Origin of the sequence: Maricaulis maris, from assembly GCF_036322705.1 — a bacterium.
Lineage (GTDB): Bacteria > Pseudomonadota > Alphaproteobacteria > Caulobacterales > Maricaulaceae > Maricaulis > Maricaulis maris_B.
The window spans coordinates 402,783-425,825 of record NZ_AP027270.1; the positions used below are offsets into that span (position 1 = coordinate 402,783).

Here is a 23,043-nt window from a genome sequence, read left to right on the forward strand (position 1 = left end):
CACGGTCGCGACCGTGTCGCGATCCGGGGGACCTCAGCCAAACCGTCGACAGGGAAGCGCAGGTCCCCCGGATGCCCGCTTCGCGGTCACCGTGGGATGACGGTTGAGTTTAGGCGCGTGCTTCATCTGACGGTTCATCATTCCCCGTTACCGCCACCATTTTGCACTTGCTTCGCACTAACAAACAAAGCCGTGCGCAATCGGTCGCTTAAAGGGGAAATCGCTTGACCCTTGCGGCGTTCACCATGTGAGAATGGACGTAATTCTGCGACCCTCGACGGTCGCCGGCCCACAGCACAGAGCGGGCGCGAGCCCGGGGTGAGGACGATGAAGCCGACTGATACGCGCGATCCCGACTATTTTCACAAGGTCGTGGATTGCCAATGGGCCTGCCCGGCACATACGCCGGTGCCCGAATATATCCGCCTGATTGCGCAAGGTGAATTCACCGAAGCCTATCTCGTCAACCGACGCTCGAACGTGTTTCCCGGCATTCTCGGCCGGGTCTGCGACCGTCCCTGCGAGCCGGCCTGCCGGCGCGGGCGGGTCGAGGAGGAGCCGGTTGCGATCTGCCGCCTGAAGCGGGTCGCCGCCGACCATCGCGACGAGGTCAAGCATCTGGTGCCGCAAAAGCCGGAGCGGACCAATGGCAAGAAGATCGCCCTGATCGGGGCCGGTCCGGCCTCGCTGACAGTCGCCAATGACCTGGCGCCGCTGGGCTATGAATGCACGATCTTTGAAGCCCATCACCGCCCCGGCGGGCTGATGATCTCCAACATCCCCTCCTTCCGCCTGCCGGAAGAAGTGCTGGACGAGGAGATCGGCTATATCCTCGACCAGGGCGTGGAGCTGAAGACCGGTCACCGCATCGAGAGCCTCAAGGCGCTGACCGAGAGCGGCTATGACGCCGTCTTCATCGGTTCCGGTGCGCCCAAGGGCAAGGACCTCAATATCGAGGGCCGCGAGGACGCCGACGCCAATATCCACATCGGTATCGACTGGCTGGAAAGCGTCGCCTTCGAGCATGTCGACAAGATCGGCAAGCAAGTCCTTATCATTGGTGTCGGCAACACCGCGATGGATTGCTGCCGTACCTCGCTGCGCCTCGGCGCCTCCGATGTGAAGGTGATGGCCCGCAAACCGCGGCAATTCTTCAAGGCCTCCCCCTGGGAGCTCGAGGATGCCGAGGACGAGAATGTCGAAATCCTGGTCAATCATTCGCCCAAGCGCTTCGTCGTCGAGAACGGCAAGCTGACCGGGATGGAATTCGAGCTGATGGAATACGAGCTCGATGAAGACGGCCGGATCACCGATACCCGGACCACCGGGACCAAGATCATCCCGTGCACCGATGTCATCCTGGCGATCGGCCAGGAGAATGCCTTCCCGTGGATCGAGCGCGATATCGGTATCGAGTTCGACAAGTGGGGCGTGCCCATTGTTGACGAGAAGACCTTCGAGTCGACCGTGAAGGGCGTCTTCTTCGGCGGCGACAGCGCCTTCGGTCCCAAGAACATTATCTGGGCGGTCGAGCACGGCCACCAGGCGGCGATCTCCATCCACAAGCATTGCGAGGGCTCGGCGCTGGATCAGCGCCTGCCGCGCGGGGTCAATCTGCAATCGGCCAAGATGGGCGTGAATGAGTGGATGTATTCCAACAGCTATACCGGCGAGCATCGCCGGCAGATGCCGTTGGCCGAGCTCAAGGCGCGTCTCTCCAACCGCAAGGTCGAAGTGGAGATGGGCTATACCGCCGAGCAGATCGCGACCGAGGTCCAGCGCTGTCTGAACTGTGACGTACAGACCGTGTTCGAGGCACCCTTGTGCAAGGAATGCGATGCCTGCATGGATATCTGCCCGGTCGACTGCCTGTCGATCGTGCCGGTCGCCGAGGAGGCCGAGCTGCGCCAGTCGCTGCGGGTACCGGCGACCAACAAGGACCAGGACCTGTTCGTCTCGGAACCGCTCAAGGATACCGGGCGGGTCATGGTCAAGGACGAGAATCTCTGCCTGCATTGCGGCCTCTGCGCCGAACGCTGCCCGACGGCTGCGTGGGACATGCAGGACGCCGACATCTTCATTCCGCATGTCGATGACGAAATCAGGAAAGTGGCTGCCGAATGAAGGATCTCGTGGATGTCTCCGGTGACGTGCGGGTCAATGACTTCGTCATCAAGATCGGCAATGTAAATGGCACCGGCTCGGCCTCGGCCAATGGTCTCCTGATGAAGGCCATTTTCCGCATGGGCGTGCCGGTGGTGGGCAAGAACCTCTTCCCCTCCAACATCCAGGGCCTGCCGACCTGGTATGAAATCCGCCTGACCAAGGACGGCTATATGGCCCGCTCCGGAACGGCGGAATTCATCGTTGCGATGAATGCCGAGACCTACAAGCAGGACCTCGCCGCGGTCAGCCCCGGCGGCTTCCTGCTCTATGACTCGACCTGGCCGCGCCCGGACCTGCATGCCCGCGCCGACATCACCGCCATCGGCGTGCCGCTGGCACGCCTGGTCAATGCCGCCTTCGACAATGCCCGCACCCGCGTTCTGATGAAGAACATGGCCTATGTCGGCGCTGTCGCCGGCCTGACCGGTCTCGATGTCGAGGTCATCCGCGGTCTGGTGAAGGAGATGTTCGGCACCAAGGAACACCTGATCGACGCCAATATGAAGGCGATCGGGCTGGGCCTCGACTATGTTCGCGAACACCATCCCGAGCCGCTGCCGCTGCATATCGAGGCGATGGACAAGACCGCCGGTCACATCATGATCGACGGCAATACCGCCGCTGCGCTGGGCTGTGTCTATGCCGGGGCGACGTTCGGCGCCTGGTATCCGATCACACCCTCGACCTCGCTGATGGATGGCTTCAAGTCGTTTTGCGAGAAATTCCGCGTCGATCCGCAAACCGGCGAGCACAATTACTGCATCATCCAGGCCGAGGACGAGCTGGCCTCGGTCGGCATGGCGATCGGTGCCGGCTGGAACGGGGCCCGGGCCTTCACCCCGACCTCGGGGCCGGGCATCTCGCTGATGAGCGAGTTCATCGGCTTTGCCTATTATGGCGAGGTGCCGCTGGTCCTGTTCGACGTCCAGCGCGCGGGCCCGTCGACCGGCCTGCCGACGCGGACCCAGCAATGCGACATCACCCTGGCGGCCTATGCCAGCCATGGCGATACCAAGCATATCCTGCTCTTCCCGGCCAATCCGAAGGAATGCTTCGAGATGGCGATCCAGAGCTTCGACATCGCCGAGCGCTTCCAGACCCCGGTCTTCTTCATGACCGATCTCGATATCGGCATGAATGACTGGATGATCCCGGAACTGGAATGGGATGAGAGCTATACGCCCGATCGCGGCAAGGTCCTGACCGCCGACGAGATCGAAAAGCTTGAGAAATTCTACCGTTATGAAGACCGTGACGGCGACGCGATCCCTTATCGCACCCTGCCGGGGAGCCATCCCAAGGGCGCCTATTTCACCCGCGGGTCGGGTCATAACTGGAAGGGTGGCTATACCGAGGACAGCGCCGAGTACAAGGAAGTGCTCGACCGTCTGACCACCAAGTGGAAGAACGCGGCCAATGCCGTGCCCGCGCCGGTGATCACCCGCTGCGGCCGGAACGCGCGGCGCGCGATCATCTCGGTCGGCGGCTGTGACGGGGCCGTGCTGGAAGCGCTCGACCGCTTCGCCGAAAACGGTGTCGAGCTGGATTACCTGCGCGTTCGCGGCTTCCCGTTCAATGCCGAGGTCGACGCCTTCATCGCCCAGTACGAGGAAGTCTTCGTGGTCGAGCAGAACCGCGACGGCCAGTTGCGATCCCTGCTGGTCAATGAAACCGCGGCCGACAAGACCAAGCTCATCCCGATCCTCGATTATGCCGGGATGGCGGCCAATCCGAAATTCATCATCGAGGGCATCTCGGCCCATCTCGAAGCCCTGGGAGACGTCGCATGACCTCCATGAGCAAGCCTTTCATCGACAAGCACCTGCCCAAGAACAAGCTGGGCCTGTCGGTGCGTAATTATGAAGGCGTGATGTCGACCCTGTGCGCCGGCTGTGGCCATGACTCGGTCACCGCGTCCCTTGTGCAGGCCTTCTGGGAGCTTGATCTGGCGCCCGAGAGCGCGGCCAAGATCTCCGGCATCGGCTGCTCGTCCAAGACGACGGCCTATTTCATGGGCCAGTCGCACGGCATCAACACCGTGCACGGTCGCATGCCGTCGGTCGCAACCGGTGCCAATGCCGCCAATGGCGATCTCAACTATATCGGCATTTCCGGTGACGGGGATTCGCTGTCGATCGGCTTCGGCCAGTTCGCCCACGCCATCCGGCGCAATCTCAACATGCTCTACATCATCGAGAATAATGGCGTGTACGGGCTGACCAAGGGGCAATTCTCGGCGTCCGCCGATTACGGCTCCAAGTCCAAGAAGGGCGTCGCCAACGAGCAGACCCCGATCGACCCGTGCGTCCAGGCGCTGACCCTCGGCGCGGGCTTCGTGGCGCGGGCGTTCTCCGGCGACAAGTCGCAGCTCATCCCGCTGATCAAGGCCGGTCTGAAGCACAAGGGATTTGCCCTGATCGACGTGATCTCGCCCTGCGTGACCTTCAATGACCATGCCGGCTCGACCAAGAGCTATGCCCATACCTACAAATACTATCACCCGCTGGTGCACACCGATTTCGTCGCCCATGCCGACGAGGTGACCGGCTCCTATGACAAGGACGGGGCGATGCGGGTGACCATGCAGGATGGCGGCGAGCTCTTTCTGCGCAAGACGGCGGATGATTATGATCCGCGCGACCGCGCCCAGGCCATCGAGACGCTGTTGATGAACAAGACCGAGGGCGAGATCCGCACCGGGCTTTTGTATCTCAACAGCGATCTGCCGGACATGCAGGCGGCCAACAAACTGCCGAAAATCCCGCTCAACCAGGTGCTCTATGAGCGCCTGACCCCGGGCAAGGCAGCGCTCGCCAAACTGCAGGCGCGCTACCGCTGACCCGTATCGTGGAGGCCTGAGGTGAGCCTGTCAGGGCTTTTCAGTCTGGCGCTGGTTCTGCTCGGCGCACAAGTGATCGAAAGCGGCGACGCGGCCGGGTCAGTCGCGGCGGAGCCGTCGGTATCGACCTGGCGCCCGACGGTTGTCGCCTACCATGCGCCGATCTATCCGGCCGGTCCGATGAGCCGGGGCCTGGAAGGGGCGTGCACCGTCTTGCTGCGGGTCGACCAGGCCGGTCTGGCGGTGATCGAAACGGTGAGCTGCAGCGATGCGGGCTTCGAGACCGCCACGCGGGAGGCCGTCGCCCGTTGGCGCTTCACGCCCTTCCCGGGGCCCGAGCCGCTCAGTGAGCGTTTCCAGCAGCCGGTCACTTTCCGTCTCGAATAAGCGGCGTCAGCGTTCACCAGTTTCGCTGAATCGTTCAATCCGCGGTGCGGCGTCATTGGCCGCTGCCCGCGCGGCCGGGCTGTCTTCCAGGCCGGCCAGGGTCACATGGATGAAGCTGGCACCGGTTTCGTCGCGGATCGGTGTGTAGCGCACCTGCCAGAAGCGGTCGGCCTGTCCGGGATCGGCCCAGACCGCCGACGCGCCGAGTATCTGCCCATCGTCGATACCGCCGCGAGCCAGCAGGTTCAGATCGCTGATCAGGCGAGCCAGCGCCGGAGCGTCGCAAATCCGCGCCCGGCCGCCCATGAAATCCCGGCTCATCTCAGCGCTGATCGCCTCGACCTGCGGGCCCTTGTGGCCGGTCTGTACCAGCAGGCAAGGGAAGGGGCTGTGGTCGACCGTCGCCCGCAGATCGTCAAACAGTGACCGGGTGCGCGGGTCTGCGGCCAGCTTGGTCAGGGCCTCGGCGACCGCCGGTGGCGGCGAGACGGTTCCCGCTTCCAGGCGTGAGACATAGGTTTGGCTGACGCCGATGAGTTCTGCCAAAGCGCCTTGCTTCAGTCGCAGCCTCAAGCGAAGCGAACGGACCGTCTTTGCCCAGTCAGTTTCCAAGGACCGTCCCCAACCCCTTTGAAATTCAGGGTATTATGTTGGCCCTTCACGCGCGAATGGGCACTCATAAAATATGAATGCCTGTTGTCGTCGGTGCGCGTGGTCACAAACCCAGCGCGCGACCAACATATCCCGGCAGGTCCGACATCAGCACGCCGAGCTCGCCGCGGGCCCAGGCGGGCAGGAAAATCGCGAGGACAACGCTGATGATCAGGCCGAGGAAGGCCCGCAACACGTCCGAGGTGACATCCCACAGCGCCGCCAGCCTGGAGCGCAGTCCGGCGATATAGGCGATGGCGATCTCACGGCCCGCCAGCATGCCGAGGAAGACCCAGGTGGTGCTCATCGGCACGTCGTTGAGCTCCTTGAACACGAACAGGATGATGCCGTAGATCACATCGATCGCGGTCGCGGCGCGGATATCGGTCGAATTGGTCTTGGACAGGACGATCTTCTGGATCTCGCCACCGCGATTGCGGAAAATGATGGCGTGCAGGGCCAGCATGACAACGGTCGCAAAGACCAGCAGGAGCGGCGAGAAGCTGACCTGGGTCTGCATCACCGCCACCCCCTCGCGCAGCAGCGGCGCGCCGCTGCCGTCGAGCACCGGTACCAGCTCGGTCGTGCGGGGCAGGAAGATGAAGATGTTGGCGAGGTCCTGCATCAGCCACTGCGACCACAGGAAGGCTGTGGCCGCCCATTGGGCGGCAAACCAAGCCGGGTGATGGGGCTGGTCCTTGGTACGATCGATCCAGCGCTCGAAGACGCGCGAGATCAGCAGGTAGACGAAGAAGGCGGCGCCGATCGCGACGATGTAGCCGAGGCCGGATTTCACCAGCATTTTCGGCAGCACACCTTCCGTATTGGCGCCGCCGGTCAGGGCAAAAATGGTCAGGACGAGGAAGGTCGTCGATACCGGGATGCCGTAGCGGGTGAGGATGAGCAGGAAAAGCGGCGGGATGGCGTGCCACCACTGCACACCGCCTTCCGGGTAGGGCAGGGAGTTCAGGCGGTCGAAGGCGATATCGCCATTGCCGCCGAAAAAGCCCCACAGCATGACCGCGACGATGATCGAGCAGGCATAGGCCCACAATACCCACCAGGGCCGCTTCGCGTTTGAGCTCAGAAACGTGCCGAGCGTCTGGATCGCGTCATTGGCGACAATGGAATAGGCGGCAATGAGGAAGCCGAGGATGGAGAAAATCCAGACCGTGGTGTTCAGATCGGCCATGGCCGGACATCCTTTTCAAGAGCAGTTGTCGGGGCAGGTAGCAAACAGCAGGGCCCTCGATCAATCAGCGTCTTGCCGCGCGCGTGCAATTTCACGCAGGTGTCACAAATAAGCGCTCCTGCGGCTGCCGGCTGTGCCGGGTCACCCCGACCAGTCTCCGAGCCCGCGAAGGTTCCTTTGACGATTCGACGGAAAGCGTTGAAAGTACGGCACGCTATTGCTTTGGCCATTCACATGGTAAATGCGATATCGGGTCCGTGCAGGGGTTGTGCGGATCATACGTGGCCGATGATGCACTGATTCAATGATGCAGCGATCCAGCGCATGATGATCGTGGATCGGATCGGGTCGATGCGGCACTGCCTGGGCTCCAATGGATCGGGCCTGCAAGGGGGACGGATTTGGTAGATGATATCAAATTGTCGATGACGTCGAGCAAGGTGAACTGGCCAGCCGTGATCCGGAATTTCCGGATGTCCAAACGGCTCAAGCAAGCTGCGCTCGCCGGTGATCTCGGTGTCACCCAGGCCATGATCTCGCGCTGGGAAAACGGGGATAGCGAGCCGCCCGAGCGGATCAAGCGCCGGATGGCTGAACTCGTCCAGGACGCCTTCGTGATCGCGCCCGCGCCGACCTGGGTCGATCTGGTCTCACTCAATCCATCCGTTGAATTCGTCACCGACGCCATGGGGATGATCAAGGCGATCTCGATCGGGGCGCTCGACCTGTTCGGCCTCAAGCGCAACGAAATCGAGGGGCGCAATGTGCGTGATTTCCTCGGCGGCGATTTTTCCGCTGCGCTGGTGCAGTTGCGCGCCGAGGGCATGTTCCAGAACAATCTCGCCTTCGCCCAGAGCATGGGCACGCTGGAAGTGAATGTGTCCTCGGGCATGCAGTCGCTGCTGTGCGACTTCATCCACTGGCCGCGCATCTCCGAGGCCCGCACCGTCTATTGCATCCATTCCGGCGCCACTCTGGACGAGAAGCGTTATTCAAAGCGCCTCGAGGAGCGGGGCGACAAGGTCGTGGTGCGGCGGACGTTCTGATACGCCCGCGCGCCGTGCAGACATGACACTTGCGGACATGAAAAAGGGCGACCCGGCGGGCCGCCCTTTTCCGTTCAGTCCAGCAATATCGCTATTCGCCCATCTGCGCATCGCGCAGGGCGCGGAACTCATTGCCCTCATACCAGTTCGGCCAGTCGTCCGAATTGGCCAGCCTCGAGCCGACATTGAAGAACAGCGTGGTGTCCTCGATCATGCCGGACATGTCCCAATCGGCGGAATATTCATCGCCCGGTGCGTGATAGCGATTGGCGCGATAATCCTCGCCCATCGCCTCGCCGCGTTCCGAGCCTCCCTCGCGCAGATCGAACCCGCCATCGGCGTAGAGCATCGGCACGCCCTTCTTGGCCAGCGAGATATGGTCCGACCGATAGAAATAGCCGGCCTCCGGGGTGGGGTCGGGTACGATGTAACGGTCCTGTTCGGCCGCGGCCTCGGTCAGCAAGTTTTCCAGCTCTGACGCGCCATGGCCGACCACGACGACATCGCGCGCCCGGCCGGATGGCAGGATGGCATCGATATTGATCCCGCCCACCGTCTGGTCGTAGGGCACGATCGGGTTTTCGCCGTAATAGGCCGAGCCGAGCAAGCCGGACTCCTCGGCCGTCACGGCGAGGATCATCACCGAGCGCTCCGGCGGATTGGCGACAAAGGCCTCGCCGATCTCGAGGATGGCGGCAGTGCCGGTCGCATTGTCGACGGCGCCATTATAGATGCCGTCCTCGCCCTCGGGCACGTCACGGATACCGATATGGTCCCAGTGCGCCGTGTAGAGCACGTATTCGTCCGGCCGCGTGGTTCCCGGCACGATGCCGACCACATTGCGCGAAGCCATCGTGCTGGTCGTGTTGACCAGGGTGCCCGAAGCGGTCAGCCCGGTCATCGGCACGGCCTCGAAACCCGGCTGGGCGGCGGCCGCGGTCAGGGCGTCAAAGTCGAGACCGGCGAGGGTAAACATCTCGCGGGCCCGGTCTTCCGTGACCCAGCTTTCGACATCGGCGAAGCGGCCCTGACCCGGCTCGCGAGCCAGGTCGAGCTGGGTGCCGGACCAGGATCCGGAGACCACGTTCCAGCCATAGGAGGCCGGGGCAGTCTGGTGGATCAGGATGGCGCCGGCCGCGCCCTGGCGGGCCGCTTCCTCATACTTGTAGGTCCAGCGGCCGTAATAGGTCATGGCATTGCCGTTGAAGAGGCCGCTATCGGGATTGGCGTAGCCGGGATCATTGATCAGCATCACCACCGTCTTGCCCTCGACATCCAGCCCGGCATAGTCGTCCCAGCCATATTCCGGTGCGACAACGCCATAGCCCACGAAGACCAGCTCGCTGTCGGTGATCGAGACTTCGGGCGCGTTCTGCTTGGACCAGTAGACCACATCCTCGCTCATGCTGAGGCCAAGCGGTTCGCCCTCAAAGGCAATGTCGAAACTGGACTGGTCGGTCTCGAGCGTCACCGAGAGCAGCGAGACGGGCTGGAAATAGCTGCCCTCATAGCCCGGCGCGAGGCCGATGCGCGCCATCTCGTCGGCGATCCACTGGCTGGCGGCAATGCCGCCCGGCGTTGCCGGAGCGCGGCCCTCGAAAGCGTCATCGGCGAGGGTGGAAATGCGATAGCGCAGATCGGCCTCGGTGATGGCGGCGCTTGTCATGCTTTCGGTATGGCTGGCCGCGTCGCCCGTTTCGGGTGTGGCGGCGGTGTCCATGCCGCTCTCGCTGGCTGGCGTGCAGGCCGCGATTGCCAAACCAATCAGCGCTGCAGGAAATCCGGTATGTTTCATCTCAATCCCCTATCAAGCCTTGGGCATTGCCCGCTTTGTGTGCAACATCGTGCATTCGTCGCGTCGGGCCGCAAGGTATCGCACGCAGGGGTGACATGGAAATCGGGTTTGACCAAACCTGAATGACCATTCATGTTTGCGGCGCCTTCATGTTTGCGTCGACGGAGAGTGACGCAATGCACAGTCGATCAACGGCTGGCAGGCGAACAATGACCGGCAGGCCTTGAGGGGAGACATCATGGCGACTGATAACGGGAGCGGCGCACTCGGCGCCGAGAAAAAAGCCAGTGCAGGCTATCGCAGCGTCGTCATGCTGCTGCTGTTTCTGGTCTATGCCTTCAACTTCCTTGATCGCCAGATCATTTCCATCCTCGCCATTCCGATCAAGGAAGATCTCGGCCTGACCGACGAGCAGCTCGGCCTGCTTGGCGGGATCGCCTTCGCGCTGCTCTATTCGACGCTTGGCGTTCCGATCGCCTGGTTCGCCGACCGCATGAGCCGGACCTGGATCATGACGATCGCCCTGACCGTCTGGAGCGGTTTCACCGCCGTCAGCGGTTTCGCGCAGAACTTCACCCAGCTCTTCCTCGCCCGCGTCGGCGTCGGCGTCGGTGAGGCGGGCGGGGTCGCGCCGGCCTACACGATCATTGCTGACTATCACCCGCCGGAGGAACGCTCGCGGGCCCTGGCGATCTACTCGCTCGGCATCCCGGTCGGCAGCGCCTTCGGTGTGATCGCCGGTTCGCAAATCGCCGGCGGCGGGATCTCCGACTCGCTCGACTGGCGCTCGGCCTTCTTCATTGTCGGTATCGCCGGCATCGTCCTGGCGCCGATCTTCAAGCTGGTCGTGAAAGAGCCCAAGCGCGGCCAGTTCGACAGCGGCCCCACCAAGGCGGCCCAGTCGCGCCAGGAAGTCGGTGTCTATTCCGACCGGAAAACCCGCATTCTCTCCATCGCCGGCGCGGTCCTGTTCGCGCTGCCGAGCCTGCTCTCGATCTTCAATATCCTGGTTTTCGGCGCCACCTCGATCCAGTCCGTGCCGCTGCTGCTGGCCGCCTCCGTGGTCGGTGCCCTGTCCGGCTGGATGGCCGGTCGCTGGGTTTCGCGCACGACCAGTCCGGCCATGCTGATGCTCGGTCTGGCGGTGCTCCTGCCGCTGTCGGCGCTGGTCGCCTGGGTCGTTCCGGCCCTGAGCGGTGCCGGTTTCGGCGTCTCGGCGATTGGCTGGCTGGTCGGTCATGTCGTCGCCGGTGCCATGATCGGGGCCTTCTTCGCAGCCTTCCGTGACTTCATGTCCCTGGCACTCGAGAAGCCGAGCTTCTGGCTGATGATCATGGGCGCCTCGGCCTCCTCGATGATGGGCTATGGCGTCTTCTTCTGGCTGCCCTCCTTCTTCTCGCGCAGCTTCCAGCTCGGCCTTGTCGAGACCGGCTGGCTGTTCGGCGGCGTGCTGTTCGTCGCCGGTAGCCTCGGCATCTTCCTCGGTGGCGTGATGGGCGATCTGATGGGCAAGTCGAAGCGCTCGGCCTTTGCCACCGTTCCGGCGATCGCCTTCCTGCTCAGCGCACCGCTGTACTGGGCCGGGATCATGGCGCCGTCGCCGCTGCTGGCCGTCATCATCCTGTTCATCCCGACCGCCCTTGGCCTGGCCTGGCTGGGACCGGTCCTGTCGGCCTTCCAGCACCTGATGCCGCCGCACATGCGGACCAGTGCCTCCTCCGTCTTCCTGCTGATCAACAACCTGCTCGGCATTGGCGGTGGTGTGTATGTGCTCGGCCGGGTGTCGACTGTGCTGCAACCAACCTTCGGGGATGGCTCGCTGCGGATCTCGATCGTGATCGGTGCCAGCATCTATCTGGTCGCGGCCTTCTTCATGTTCTGGGCCGCCCGCTACCTGGCCAGGGATTGGGAAGGGGGCGGCGAGACCGTTCCAGTCCCGCAAGCCGAACCGCCGACGGAGGCCGAACCGTCCTGATGACTGACGTTGACTTCACCGAGCATTTCTTCACGACGGCGGATGGTCCGCGCCTCAACTGGCGGGACTATCCGGCGATCGGCCCGGAAACCGGCCTGCCGGTGCTCTGCCTGCACGGGCTGACCCGCAATGTGAAGGACTTCGAGGACCTCGCCCCGATGATCGCGGCGACGGGACGGCGGGTCATTGCGGTCTCGGCCCGCGGTCGCGGCCGCTCCGATCATGATCCGGTCGCCGAGCGCTATCAGCCGCCGGTCTATGCCGGCGATATCCTGGCCCTGATGGCCGAGATCGATCTGCCGCGCGCGGTCTTTGTCGGCACCTCGATGGGCGGGTTGATGACCTTCATCATTGCCGGCCTGCACCCGGAACGCATCGCGGCGGCGGTGATCAATGATATCGGTCCGGAAATCGCTGTCGAAGGGCTCGACCGGATCAAGGCGAATGTCTCCAGCCGCGAGCCGGTCTCGAGCTGGGCGGAGGCGGCGGCGCGGACCCGTCAGGCGAATCTCGCGGCCTTCCCGAAGCGTGCCGATGATGAGGCCTTCTGGGAGGACTTCGCGCACAAGACCTGGGTCGAGCGCGCGGACGGCATGATCGCGCTGGCCTATGACGGGGCGCTGGTGGCGCAGATGGAGGATGGCGCGCCGCTGCCGGACCTGTGGCCGTTCTGGACACCCTTCGCCGAAATTCCGGTGCTGGTCGTGCGTGGCGGCATCTCGGACCTGCTGACGCCGGCAACCATTGCCGAGATGAAGCGTCAGAAACCCGACCTCCGGGTCGTGGAAGTGCCCGATGTCGGACACGCACCCTTCATGACCGAGCCGGAAGCCTGGACCGCGATCAAGGCGCTGCTGGCCGACTGCGACTGATCAGCTGAAATAGCGGCCGATCACGGCCGCGTTCGGCGCCTCATTCCAGCAGATCCGGGTGCCGGTCCCGCCGTCAAAGCGGGCGCCGCAGACATGTCCGGTCTTGACCTTGGCATTGTCGTCATACCCGTCGAGCGCAGCGTGCATGTAGCGCAGGATGCCGTTCGAGGTAATGACCACGGCGAGGCCGTCTGTCTTTGCCGCGTCGGCGAGGGCGGCGAGGGCATTGGCCTTGAGCTCCTCGTCCGGGGGCGACCAGTCGACGCCGTCCGGGCGGGTATGTCGCTTGTCCCAGCAGTCCAGTGTGTCCTGGCCGAATTCGGCGACGATCTCGTCATTGGTCTTGCCGCCCCAGGAGCCGTAATCAATCTCGGTCAGGCGGGTGTCGATCTCGATCGAACCGGCAAATCCGGTCAGCTCGGCGACGATTTCCGCAGCGCGGCGGGTCCGCTTGAGCGGGCCGCAGATGAGGCGCGCCGGCGTCAAACCCTTTTCGGCGAGCGCCTCGCCCAGCGCGCGGGCCTGGGCTTCGCCGCTTTCGACGAGGGGCAGGTCTTCCTTCGCGCCCACCCAGACCGGGGTGTCGCCGGGGCCGAATGTATTGCCGTGGCGGGCAAGCAGGACGCGTCCCATCAGACCAGCTCCCCTTCGCGTGCGATGATTGCCGCGACGCGCTCGGCGTCTTCCGGCGAGTCGACGGACCAGGCCGACCGGCCGCGATAATCGGTCAGCACGACGCGGATCGGGATACCGTTCTCCAGTGCCCGAAGCTGCTCCAGGCTCTCGGTCAGCTCGAACGGCGTCGGTTCCAGCGCGACCAGTCTTTCCAGCGTCTCGCGGCGATAGCCGTACAGGCCGATATGCTGATAGGCGGGTGCACCTTCGCCGGCCTTGCGGCGGAAGGGGATGACCGCCTTGGAGAAATACATCGCGTCCATGGCCTTGTTGAAGACAACGGTCGTACCCGAGGCCGAGCCCTTGGCCTTGTCCTCGCGCATGCGCGCCTCGGTCGCCTTGGGCAATTCGATCGCCGGGGTCGCCATCTGCAGCGACGGATCGGCCCGCAGGGCTTCGGCGACGCCGCCAATGACCCAGGGCGGGATCAGGGGGGCATCGCCCTGCACATTGATGATGATCTCGGCATCGCTGTGCAGGCGGCGGACGGCGTCGAGCGCACGTTCGGTCCCGTTGCGGCAGGCCGGATCGGTCATCACCGCTTCGCCGCCGGCAGCCGTGACAGCGTCGGCGATCCGGTCGTCATCGGTCGCGACCACGACCCGGTCGACCCCGTCGGCGGCGGCCGCGATGCGCCAGACCCGCTCGACCATCATCTGGCCGGCGATGCTGGCCAGTGGCTTGCCGGGGAAGCGGGTTGATCCGTAACGGGCGGGAATGACGGCGAGAACGGACATCGGCGATCCTCAAATCCTGTGGTCTCCGGCTTGTTCCACACACGGCGGCGAAATTCCACTCCCGCTTCAAGGCTGACGCTGCGCCATGCTGGAATTTTCCGTGCGCGAGCGGCGCTGATGTCTTAGAGAGTTCGGGCGCGCCGCTTGGCTGACGCACAGATTTGCCCCCCAACCCGCCAGAAGGACCGGACATGCGCCATTTCCTTTCGACCGCAGACTGGACTCGCAACGAACTTCAGGGCCTGCTCGACCGAGCCAGCGCTTTCAAGTCCGGCGAGCGAAGCCGTGCGCTTGAGGGCAAGTCGGTGGCGCTGGTCTTTTTCAACCCGTCGCTGCGCACCCGTTCCTCCTTTGACATTGGCACCCATCGCCTCGGCGGTCATGCCATCGTGCTCGACGCCAAGGGCGCGACCTGGCCGATGGAGTTCGGGGATGGCGCGGTGATGGATGGGGACAAGGAAGAGCATGTCCGCGAGGCTGCACGCGTCCTGTCCAGCTATGTCGACCTGATCGCCATTCGCTGCTTCCCCGAGTTCAAGAACTGGCAGACCGAGCGCGAGGATCCGCTGATCGAGGCATTCGCGCGGCATGCGACCGTGCCGGTGATCAACATGGAGACCATCGTCCACCCTTGTCAGGAACTGGCCCACATGCTGGCCCTGCAGGAGCGGATGGGCCCGATCGCTGACAAGACCTATCTGCTGACCTGGGTGCCGCACCCCAAGCCGCTCAACACGGCGGTGGCCAATTCCTCGCTCCTGATCGCCTCAAAGTTCGGCGCCAATGTCCGCATCCTGGTCCCGGACGAGGCCTTCCGTCTGGATGAGCGCTACATGTCGGCTGCCGAGCGCTTTACGGCCGAGGGCGGCGGCTCCGTGACCCTGACCACCGATGTCGAGGCGGCCTATGACGGCGCCGACGTGGTCTATGCCAAGAGCTGGGGCGCCTTGCCGTTTTATGGCAATTGGGACGCCGAGGCGCCGCTGCGCGCCAAGGGGGCCGATTTCATGATCACGCCGGAGAAGATGGCGCTGACCAATAACGCCGCCGTCAGCCATTGCCTGCCGATGCGCCGCAATGTGAAGATTGCCGACGCGGTCGTGGACAGCCCGGCCTTCATGGGCATCGAGGAAGGCGCCAACCGCCTGCCGGTCCAGATGGCGGTGATGGAGGCGCTCGCCGCCCAGGCGGGAGGGGTGGAATGAGTTCGAACCCGCCCGGCGTCCGCCAGACCATCGTCCAACTGCTGTCGCATATGCGCGACGGCAAGGAGATCCGCGAATATCTCCATCGCTTCTCCGGGATCGACCAGGAACGCTTTGCCGTTATCAAGGTCGGCGGTGCGGTCATCCAGGACGATCTCGAGGGTCTCGCTGCTGCGCTCGCCTTCCTGCAGACAGTCGGACTGACGCCGGTCGTGGTGCATGGCGGTGGGCCGCAGCTGGATACGGCACTGGAAGCGGCCGGGATCGAAACCGAGCGGGTCGACGGCCTGCGGGTCACCCGTGACGCCGCCATTCCGATCATTCGGGACACGTTGACCCAGGCCAATCTCACCCTGGTCGATGCGATCCGCAATGCCGGGGGCCGCGCGGCGGCCGTCCCGCGCGGCGTGTTCGAGGCCAGGATCGTCGACGAGGCCCGTCTGGGCCGGGTCGGTGAGCCGAGCCGGATCCATCTCGACCTGGTCGGCTCGGCGGCGCGGGCCGGTCAGGCCGCCATCCTCGCCTGTCTCGGCGAGACGGCCGATGGCAAGCTGGTCAACATCAATGCCGACGTGGCCGTGCGCGCCCTCGTGCACGCACTGCAGCCCTACAAGGTTGTCTTCCTGACAGGGACGGGCGGTCTGCTCGACGAGGATGGTGACATCCTGTCCTCGATCAACCTGGCCACCGATTTCGCCAGCCTGATGGAGGCCGACTGGGTCAATGGCGGGATGCGGCTGAAGCTGGAAGAGATCAAGCGTCTGCTTGACGACCTGCCGCTCTCCTCCTCGGTCTCGATCACCCGCCCGGCCGAGCTGGCCCGCGAGCTGTTCACCCATGCCGGGGCCGGCACGCTGATCCGCCGCGGCGAACGCATTGTCGAGGCCGACAGCAAGGACAGTCTTGACCTCGGCCGTCTCGATGCGCTGGTGACCAAGGCCTTCGGACGCCCGGCGATTGCCGGGTACTGGGACGCGCTGACCGTCGACCGGGCCTTCGTGACCGAGAGCTATCGCGCGGCCGCCATCACCACCCGGCTCGATGGCTGGGTCTATCTCGACAAGTTCGCGGTGCTCGACGACGCCCGCGGCGAAGGCCTGGGCCGGACGGTCTGGCAGCGCCTCGTCGATTACGCCCCGCGCCTGATCTGGCGCTCGCGCACCAGCAATCCGGTCAATGGCTTCTATTTCGAGGAATGCGACGGCGCGGTGCGGCGCGATGACTGGACCGTGTTCTGGCGCGGTGACATGGGCCCGACCGAGGTTGCGGGCGTGGTCGAGACCGCCTTTGCCTTGCCGCCAACCCTCGAGGCGCCGCAATGAGCGTCCGGCGGGTCGGCCTGGTCGGCGCGCGCGGCCATACCGGACGGGAACTCCTGCGTCTGATCGCCGACCGCGATGATGTCGAGCTGGTCTTCGCCAGCTCGCGCGAATGGGCCGGGCAGCCGGTGTCCGAAATGGCACCGGAGATCGCCACCGACCTCGCCTTCGAAGCGCTCGGCCCGGACGATGTCGCGGCACGGGCTGTCGACGCCGTGATCCTCGCACTGCCGAACGGTGCGGCGGCGCCCTTTGTCGCCGCCCTCTCGCCCGGGACGGTGATTGTCGACCTGTCGGCCGATTATCGCTTTGATGATGCCTGGACCTATGGCCTGCCGGAAATCCATGGTCGTGAGGCCCTCGCCGGTGCACGGCGGATCGCCAATCCCGGTTGCTATGCAACCGCCGGCCAGCTCGCCATCGCGCCGTGGCGCGGCCGGTTGGCCGGGGATGCCCATGTTTTCGGTGTGTCCGGCTATTCCGGTGCCGGGACGACGCCCTCACGCAAGAACGACACGGCAGCCCTGGCGGACAATCTCATGCCCTATGCGCTGAGCGGGCATCTGCACGAGCGCGAGATGACCCGGCATATGAGCGAGGGGGTGCGCTTCACGCCGCATGTCGCCGCTTTCTTCCGCGGGATTGTCGCGACCACGCATCTGACGCTCAAGGCGCCGGTGACGCCCGCCGAGGTCGCACAGGCCTATGCGGCTGCCTATGCCGGCGAAGCCCTGATCCGGGTCATGGACGGCATTCCGGAAGTGCGCGATGGCGCGCTTCAGCCGGGTGCCGTGATCGGCGGTTTTGCGCTCGATGAGAGCGGCCGCAAGCTGGTCGTGGTGTCGGCGCTCGACAATCTGCTCAAGGGCGCCGCCGTCCAGGCCATGCAGAACCTGGCCCTGGCCCTGGGGCTGCCTGAAGGCGTCTACTCGCCGTCCCCGCTATAGCCGCGCAGCGGGGTCGTCTGGTCGGCCTCGTCAAAGGCGCGCCAGCGGATTTCATAGGCCTCGTCACGGACAACGCGCTGATGGCCCTCGGCCACCCAGAGCGTGAAATCGCGCGTATAGGGACCATCCAGCTCGATCGCCAGGTCCCCGACCGGCTCGAAGCGCTCGAAGTCCTCGCGCATACGGGCGACTTCGCGGGGCCGGTTGGAGACGATCAGCAGGCGTCCCGCCTGATCCTCGGCCAGCGGCCAGACATCCTCGGCATGATTGGTCGGGCCAGCCTGGCGCAACCACATGGCCATGCGGCCTTCGAGCGCCGGCGCATACCGCTGCATCTGGTGAAAGGCGTTGCGATCATCAAACACGATCATCGCGTAGTCGTCGGCGTTGGCGGCGGCGAGGATGGCGTCGGCGGTGTCGTCCCAGGCGCGGATACGCTTGGTCGCGTCGCCGAGACCCAGGGCCTCCACGAGCGGCGGGCTGGCCGCGATCGAGACCGCAAACAGGCCAATCGCGCTATGCACACCGATGGAGCCGAACAGGACCCAGCGCCGCCAGTCGGGGCCGCGCAGGAGGAAGGCCAGTACGAGGAGCGTGCCGGCGACATAGGTCGCCGCAGCCCAGTTGGCGTGGGCCCGTGAAATGAAGGCCTGGACCGACACCACCAGCAGGGGTGGCAGGGCGTAGAGGACCAGCAGGCGCTGGTCGGCGTCGACCCGGAAGAAGCGGGCGAGGGTGAGGCCGAACACCGTCAGCAGGATGACGAAGGTGACGGGCCCGAACACGCCCGGCTGGGCGCCGAGGAACTCGATCAGCTCTCCGGGATGAAAAAGGTCGCCGCCCCAGTTGGCGTTGGCTGCCGTATGGCTGACCGTCGCGAAGTCATGGGCGGCGTTCCAGACCAGGTTCGGCGCGAGCAGGGCCAGGAAAATCGCCAGGGCAACAAGACCGCGCAGGCTGACAAGCGCCCGCCGAACCGGGGCGTCGAAGATGATCGCCAGCCCGGTAGAGAGCAGGAAATAGATCATCGCGTATTTGGACAGGAAGCCGAAGCCGAGCGCGGCGCCGAGCCCGACAGCGGCACCCCAGCCTGCGCCAGCGCGCAGGCGCAATAGCGCATAAAGCCCGCCGGACCAGGCGCTGAACAGGACGGCATCGGTGGAGATCACGAAGCCGGACAGCCAGATCCCCGGCATCGTCAGATACAAGGCCGCTGCCCAGAAACCGGTTCGGGCGTCCCACAGCTGGCGCGCGCTCAGCATCAGGAAAGTCGCCGTCGCGGTGTGCAGGAGCGGGGCGGGCAGGCGGATGGCAAAATCGCTGTCGCCAAACAGGCCGGTCGACAGGCTGATCAGCCAGGCGATCATCGGCGGCTTTGAGTAATAGCCCCAGTCAAAATTCCGCGACCAGACCCAGTACTGGGACTCATCCTGGTAGAGCGAGACCGGGCTGACCGCGAGCGCGAGGATGCGCAGGACCGCGAAGCCCAGGATCAGGACGATGGCAGCCTGCGTCCACGAGAATCGACTCGGCAGGATAGAGGTAGGCGACTCGGGCATGGCGGGTCCGGAGGCTGTCAAAAAGTGTTACATTTTCGCCGCAGGCTATGCGCTTTTCGACTCCGACCGTAAAGGGCCGCGTGGATAAAATTCTGCGCGCAAAAAATCTGAAGGTGGCGGATTTTGAGGTTTTGTGCGGCTGCACACACATATCTTGCGGTTTGCTGCGATCGCGAATGGCCGCGTCGCGGTCTATCCGGACGCGGACTGTCACAAAAGGTTCGTTTATGTGTCTTGGAAAGTTCGACCCCGCAGCGTAGATCGCCCCTGCTTCGTACGGGGACCTGTGTCCCTGCTCTTCGGTTTATCGGGGGACATGCTCAATGTCTTTTACTAAGAAACTCTCTCTCGGCACGGCGGCCATCGCCCTGCTCGCCGCGGCCCCGGCTGCGGTTCACGCTCAGCAGACGTCGTCTCAGCTGCGCGGCGTCGTTGTCGATGCAAGCGGTTCGCCGGTTTCCGGTGCCGCCATCACGATCATCCACGCTCCGTCGGGCACGGCTTCTGTCGCGACCACGAACGAGTCGGGCAGCTTCGTGCAAACCGGCCTTCGCGTCGGCGGTCCTTACAGCATCACGGTTTCCGCGTCCGGCTTTGACGGCCAGGCGATGGACGGCATGTTCCTCCAGCCGGGCAGCCAGGCTCCGATCACGGTCACGTTGAACTCCAGCGTCGAGACGATTGTCGTCACCGGTGCCGCGATCAACATGATCGACCTGAACAACGGTGTTGGCTCGAACTACTCGGCTCGCGACATTGCGAACCAGCCGGCCGCCAACCGCGACGTGCTCGCCACGATCGCCCGCGACCCGCTCGCTTTCTCCGGCGCTGAAGGTCAGCTGACCGTCGCCGGCGTGAACCCGCGCTTCAACGGCCTGTCCATCGACGGCTCGCTGCAGCAGGACGATTTCGGTCTCGGTTCGAACACCTACGCCACCGCGCGTTCGCCGATCTCCCTCGATGCCGTTGAATCGGCCTCGCTCGCCATCTCCGACTACTCGGTTACGGCGTCCGGCTTCACCGGCGGCCTGGTCAACATCACGACCCGCTCGGGTACGAACGAGTTTGACGGTTCGGCTTACTACTATCGCCAGAACGAAGAGTATTTCGGTGACGAGTCCGACGGTCGCCCGGTGACCATCGCTCCGTTCGACGAAAAAGAATACGGCGTCACCCTCGGTGGCCCGATCGTTGAAGACACGCTCTTCTTCTTCGTCTCCTACGATGAGTTCGAGTCCGGTTCGGGTTCCGACTTCACCGTTGCCGACGCCAATGACGACATCGACGCCGGCTTCTACTCGGCGCTCAACGACCTCGTCCTGACCGAGCTCGGCTACGACATGGGCGGCCGCCCGTCGACCGTCTCCCTGCCGGTCACCTCCGAGCGCCTGCTCGGCAAGATCGACTGGAACATCAACGCCGATCACCGCGCGTCGTTCACCTACCAGTCGACCGAAGAAGGTGGCAGCTCCGTCAGCCGCCAGAACTTCACCACCGCATGGTATGACGTCCCGGTCGAGCTGACCGCCTATACCGGCCAGCTGTTCTCCGATTGGACGCCGGAATTCTCGACCACGCTGCGCGTGAACTACAAGGAATTCTCCCGCGGCCAGATCTGCGGCGGCGGCACCACCAGCCCGCACCTCGAATTCCGCCTCTCGCAAGCCGACATCGCCGGTACGGCGCTTGACGGCCTGCTGACCGCTCCGGGCGAAGAGACCTTCGTCGGTGGTTGTGACCGTTTCCGTCACGCCAACGAGTACAATGATGACCGCCTTCAGATCCTCGCCCAGGGTGACTATGTCTATGGCGATCACCTGATCACCTTCGGCGCCGAGTACGAGCAGTTCAACCTGTTCAACCTCTTCGTCGCCGGTTCGAATGGCCGTTTCATCTACAGCGATGTCACGGAAATCCTGAACAACACCCCGCAGATCGATTACGTCAACGTGCCGAGCAACGTGGCCGCCGACGGCGCTGCGGCCTGGGGCTATGACCAGCTTGCCCTGTTCCTGCAGGACACCTGGCAGTTCAACGCGGACCTCGAACTTGGCTTCGGCATCCGCTACGAGCGCTTCACCCAGGGTGACGTTCCGGCCAATGATCCGTCGATCCTCGCCACCTATGGCCAGTCCTCGACGGAAAACCTCGACGGCAAGGACCTCATCCTGCCGCGCGCCAGCTTCCGCTGGACCCCGAGCGAGCGTACGACCGTGACCGGTGGTTTCGGCCTGTTCGCCGGTGGTGAGCCGAATGTCTGGATTTCGAACGCGTTCCAGAGCCCGACCGGCTTTGCGCGCCAGAATGCCGGCACGCCGATCACCAATTTCGACATCCCGGCGGCCCTGCTCGCCTCGGTGGCCGGTTCCACCGGTAACGCGATCGACGTGATCTCCCCGGACTTCGAAATCCCGTCCGATTGGAAGGCTTCGATCCGTTTCGATCACGAGCTGAACCTGAACCGCTTCGGCTTCAACCTCGGTGACGGCTACAACTTCTCGGCCCAGTACCTCTACACTGCGCCGCGTGACGCCTTCATCTGGACCAACCTGGCCCAGACCGAGCTGGCCGCAGCCCTGCCGACGGGCGTGGCACCGGATGGTCGCACCATCTATGCCGACCTCGACGATCTCGGCATTCGTAACCTGACCGAGCTTGGCAATGCAGACGGCAGCGACAGCCACGTCTTCTCTGTCAGCCTCTCCAAGGAATACGAGAACGGCTTCGGCTTCTTCGTGTCCTATGCCTACCAAGACGTCCAGTACGTCTCCGAGGGCAGCTCTTCGCGCGGCATCTCCAACTGGCGCGGCATCACGGCGATCGACCGGAACAATCCGGAAGTTCGTACGTCTGCCTACCAGATCTCGGACGCCTTCAACGTCGCGCTGTCCTACGAGCGTGATTTCGTCAGCGACCTGACCACGCGCTTTGACATCTTTGGCCAGATCACGTCGGGCTCGCCCTACACGCTGACCTATGACGTCAACAACTCCAACGCTCTCTTCGGCCGTGCCGGTGACGGCGAAGGTCCGTTCGACAACAACCCGCTCTACATTCCGCTCTCCGGGACGGATGCGCGCGTTGTTTATGCGACCGGCTTCGATCAGACCGGCTTCTCGAACTTCGTCGACTCGATCGGCGCAGCTCGCGGCAGCATTCATGAAGTGAACTCGGCCCAGTCGGCCTGGAACCAGCAGTGGGACTTCCGCGTCTCGCAAGAACTGCCGGGCATCCCGGGTGCTGACCGCTGGGTCGGCGAGAACAGCTTCTCGATCGTTCTCGACGTGATCAACTTCCCGAACCTGCTGAACAGCGACTGGGGCACCCAGACCAATGGTCCGGGCAATGGCCAGCTGGGCGTGGTTCGTGCTGACCTCGTCAGCGCGGCTGACGTGGCTGCCAACGGTGTTGACGGGGCCACGGCTCTGACCGGCGACGCACCGCGTACCGCCTGCCTCGCGGCTGGTGATTGCGTGTATCGCTACAACTCCTATCGCGACAGCGACACGGCGTTCGCGAGCAACTTCAACTCGGTTTACCAGGTCCGCGTGGGTCTGCGTTACGAGTTCTAGTCACTCGACAAAACGTGAAGTCCGGAAGGGCGGCCCTCGGGCCGCCCTTTCTTTTTGCCGGTTCGAACAGGCGGCTCGCCAAGGTTCAATCTGCGTGATAGAGGCG

Annotated in this window: 17 protein-coding genes and 1 pseudogene; 12 read left to right on the forward strand and 6 right to left on the reverse strand. The window is 64.2% G+C overall.

Annotated features, from left to right (window positions below):
* Positions 1-327 precede the first annotated feature (327 nt).
* Genes AAA969_RS01745 through AAA969_RS01760 form a run of 4 tightly spaced genes read left to right on the forward strand, consistent with a single transcriptional unit; the run spans position 328 to position 5,392 of the window.
* A complete protein-coding gene (locus AAA969_RS01745; RefSeq protein ID WP_338242965.1) occupies positions 328-2,124 on the forward strand; it encodes an FAD-dependent oxidoreductase in 1,797 nt (598 codons plus the stop codon).
* A complete protein-coding gene (locus AAA969_RS01750; protein WP_338242968.1) occupies positions 2,121-3,956 on the forward strand; it encodes a 2-oxoacid:acceptor oxidoreductase subunit alpha in 1,836 nt (611 codons plus the stop codon). The genes AAA969_RS01745 and AAA969_RS01750 overlap by 4 nt, the downstream gene beginning before the upstream one ends.
* Positions 3,953-5,005, forward strand: a complete 1,053-nt coding sequence (locus AAA969_RS01755) for a 2-oxoacid:ferredoxin oxidoreductase subunit beta (RefSeq protein ID WP_338242970.1) — start codon at positions 3,953-3,955, stop codon at positions 5,003-5,005. The genes AAA969_RS01750 and AAA969_RS01755 overlap by 4 nt, the downstream gene beginning before the upstream one ends.
* A 21-nt stretch (positions 5,006-5,026) precedes the next feature.
* Positions 5,027-5,392 carry a TonB family protein gene (locus AAA969_RS01760; RefSeq protein WP_338242972.1) on the forward strand — a complete coding sequence of 122 codons (366 nt, stop codon included), beginning with the start codon at positions 5,027-5,029 and terminating at the stop codon, positions 5,390-5,392.
* A 6-nt stretch (positions 5,393-5,398) separates the two neighbouring features.
* Here the strand turns inward: AAA969_RS01760 and AAA969_RS01765 are convergent, their stop codons facing one another.
* Together AAA969_RS01765 and AAA969_RS01770 are read right to left on the reverse strand one after the other, a co-directional pair.
* Positions 5,399-6,004, reverse strand: a complete 606-nt coding sequence (locus AAA969_RS01765) for a helix-turn-helix transcriptional regulator (protein ID WP_338242974.1) — start codon at positions 6,002-6,004, stop codon at positions 5,399-5,401.
* Positions 6,005-6,107: 103 nt separating this feature from the next.
* Positions 6,108-7,235 (reverse strand): hypothetical protein, encoded by a 1,128-nt coding sequence (locus AAA969_RS01770; RefSeq protein WP_338242976.1) that lies wholly within the window; start codon positions 7,233-7,235, stop codon positions 6,108-6,110.
* Positions 7,236-7,660: 425 nt separating this feature from the next.
* On the opposite strand from AAA969_RS01770, the gene AAA969_RS01775 reads away from it, so the two are divergent.
* On the forward strand, positions 7,661-8,281 hold the full coding sequence (locus tag AAA969_RS01775; RefSeq protein ID WP_338242978.1) for a helix-turn-helix domain-containing protein: 621 nt from the start codon (positions 7,661-7,663) through the stop codon (positions 8,279-8,281).
* A gap of 91 nt (positions 8,282-8,372) precedes the next feature.
* On the opposite strand, the gene AAA969_RS01780 is transcribed toward AAA969_RS01775, so the two are convergent.
* Positions 8,373-10,076, reverse strand: coding sequence for a M28 family metallopeptidase (locus tag AAA969_RS01780; protein WP_338242980.1), 1,704 nt, complete (start codon positions 10,074-10,076; stop codon positions 8,373-8,375).
* A 238-nt stretch (positions 10,077-10,314) separates the two neighbouring features.
* On the opposite strand from AAA969_RS01780, the pseudogene AAA969_RS15060 reads away from it, so the two are divergent.
* From AAA969_RS15060 to AAA969_RS01790, 3 genes and pseudogenes are all read left to right on the forward strand, one after another.
* Positions 10,315-10,989: pseudogene (locus AAA969_RS15060) on the forward strand (MFS transporter); the annotation flags it as partial.
* Between the two features lie 378 nt (positions 10,990-11,367).
* A complete protein-coding gene (locus AAA969_RS15065) occupies positions 11,368-12,051 on the forward strand; it encodes an MFS transporter (protein WP_425325021.1) in 684 nt (227 codons plus the stop codon).
* A complete protein-coding gene (locus AAA969_RS01790) occupies positions 12,051-12,923 on the forward strand; it encodes an alpha/beta fold hydrolase (RefSeq protein WP_338242984.1) in 873 nt (290 codons plus the stop codon). Before AAA969_RS15065 ends, AAA969_RS01790 begins: the two co-directional genes overlap by 1 nt.
* Here the strand turns inward: AAA969_RS01790 and AAA969_RS01795 are convergent, their stop codons facing one another.
* On the reverse strand, positions 12,924-13,556 hold the full coding sequence (locus AAA969_RS01795) for a histidine phosphatase family protein (RefSeq protein ID WP_338242986.1): 633 nt from the start codon (positions 13,554-13,556) through the stop codon (positions 12,924-12,926).
* Entirely contained in the window at positions 13,556-14,335 is a 780-nt protein-coding gene (gene kdsB / locus AAA969_RS01800; RefSeq protein ID WP_338242988.1) for a 3-deoxy-manno-octulosonate cytidylyltransferase, read from the reverse strand. Before kdsB ends, AAA969_RS01795 begins: the two co-directional genes overlap by 1 nt.
* Before the next feature lie 191 nt (positions 14,336-14,526).
* Here kdsB and AAA969_RS01805 point away from each other — a divergent pair, with 191 nt between their 5' ends.
* From AAA969_RS01805 to argC, 3 genes are read left to right on the forward strand one after another with little or no spacing between them, the layout of a single operon-like run.
* On the forward strand, positions 14,527-15,540 hold the full coding sequence (locus AAA969_RS01805; protein ID WP_338242990.1) for an N-acetylornithine carbamoyltransferase: 1,014 nt from the start codon (positions 14,527-14,529) through the stop codon (positions 15,538-15,540).
* Complete coding sequence (locus AAA969_RS01810) at positions 15,537-16,862, forward strand: acetylglutamate kinase (protein ID WP_338242992.1); 1,326 nt, start codon at positions 15,537-15,539, stop codon at positions 16,860-16,862. The genes AAA969_RS01805 and AAA969_RS01810 overlap by 4 nt, the downstream gene beginning before the upstream one ends.
* Positions 16,859-17,806, forward strand: a complete 948-nt coding sequence (gene argC, locus AAA969_RS01815; protein WP_338242994.1) for an N-acetyl-gamma-glutamyl-phosphate reductase — start codon at positions 16,859-16,861, stop codon at positions 17,804-17,806. The genes AAA969_RS01810 and argC overlap by 4 nt, the downstream gene beginning before the upstream one ends.
* On the opposite strand, the gene AAA969_RS01820 is transcribed toward argC, so the two are convergent.
* Positions 17,785-19,365, reverse strand: coding sequence for an ArnT family glycosyltransferase (locus AAA969_RS01820; RefSeq protein ID WP_338242996.1), 1,581 nt, complete (start codon positions 19,363-19,365; stop codon positions 17,785-17,787). The genes argC and AAA969_RS01820 overlap by 22 nt on opposite strands.
* Positions 19,366-19,688: 323 nt before the next feature.
* On the opposite strand from AAA969_RS01820, the gene AAA969_RS01825 reads away from it, so the two are divergent.
* The gene (locus tag AAA969_RS01825; RefSeq protein ID WP_338242998.1) at positions 19,689-22,937 is read left to right on the forward strand and encodes a TonB-dependent receptor; all 3,249 of its coding nucleotides are present in this window, start codon (positions 19,689-19,691) and stop codon (positions 22,935-22,937) included.
* Positions 22,938-23,043: the final 106 nt, after the last annotated feature.

What these genes read in the sequence shown, in the direction of transcription:
- AAA969_RS01745 (WP_338242965.1), top strand. Translation starts at nt 328, where the DNA reads ATGAAGCCGACTGATACGCGCGATCCCGACTATTTTCACAAGGTCGTG.
- AAA969_RS01750 (WP_338242968.1), top strand. Translation starts at nt 2,121, where the DNA reads ATGAAGGATCTCGTGGATGTCTCCGGTGACGTGCGGGTCAATGACTTC.
- AAA969_RS01755 (WP_338242970.1), top strand. Translation starts at nt 3,953, where the DNA reads ATGACCTCCATGAGCAAGCCTTTCATCGACAAGCACCTGCCCAAGAAC.
- AAA969_RS01770 (WP_338242976.1), bottom strand. Translation starts at nt 7,235, where the DNA reads ATGGCCGATCTGAACACCACGGTCTGGATTTTCTCCATCCTCGGCTTC.
- AAA969_RS01775 (WP_338242978.1), top strand. Translation starts at nt 7,661, where the DNA reads ATGACGTCGAGCAAGGTGAACTGGCCAGCCGTGATCCGGAATTTCCGG.
- AAA969_RS01780 (WP_338242980.1), bottom strand. Translation starts at nt 10,076, where the DNA reads ATGAAACATACCGGATTTCCTGCAGCGCTGATTGGTTTGGCAATCGCG.
- AAA969_RS15065 (WP_425325021.1), top strand. Translation starts at nt 11,368, where the DNA reads ATGTCCCTGGCACTCGAGAAGCCGAGCTTCTGGCTGATGATCATGGGC.
- AAA969_RS01790 (WP_338242984.1), top strand. Translation starts at nt 12,051, where the DNA reads ATGACTGACGTTGACTTCACCGAGCATTTCTTCACGACGGCGGATGGT.
- AAA969_RS01795 (WP_338242986.1), bottom strand. Translation starts at nt 13,556, where the DNA reads ATGGGACGCGTCCTGCTTGCCCGCCACGGCAATACATTCGGCCCCGGC.
- kdsB (WP_338242988.1), bottom strand. Translation starts at nt 14,335, where the DNA reads ATGTCCGTTCTCGCCGTCATTCCCGCCCGTTACGGATCAACCCGCTTC.
- AAA969_RS01805 (WP_338242990.1), top strand. Translation starts at nt 14,527, where the DNA reads ATGCGCCATTTCCTTTCGACCGCAGACTGGACTCGCAACGAACTTCAG.
- AAA969_RS01810 (WP_338242992.1), top strand. Translation starts at nt 15,537, where the DNA reads ATGAGTTCGAACCCGCCCGGCGTCCGCCAGACCATCGTCCAACTGCTG.
- argC (WP_338242994.1), top strand. Translation starts at nt 16,859, where the DNA reads ATGAGCGTCCGGCGGGTCGGCCTGGTCGGCGCGCGCGGCCATACCGGA.
- AAA969_RS01820 (WP_338242996.1), bottom strand. Translation starts at nt 19,365, where the DNA reads ATGCCCGAGTCGCCTACCTCTATCCTGCCGAGTCGATTCTCGTGGACG.
- AAA969_RS01825 (WP_338242998.1), top strand. Translation starts at nt 19,689, where the DNA reads ATGTCTTTTACTAAGAAACTCTCTCTCGGCACGGCGGCCATCGCCCTG.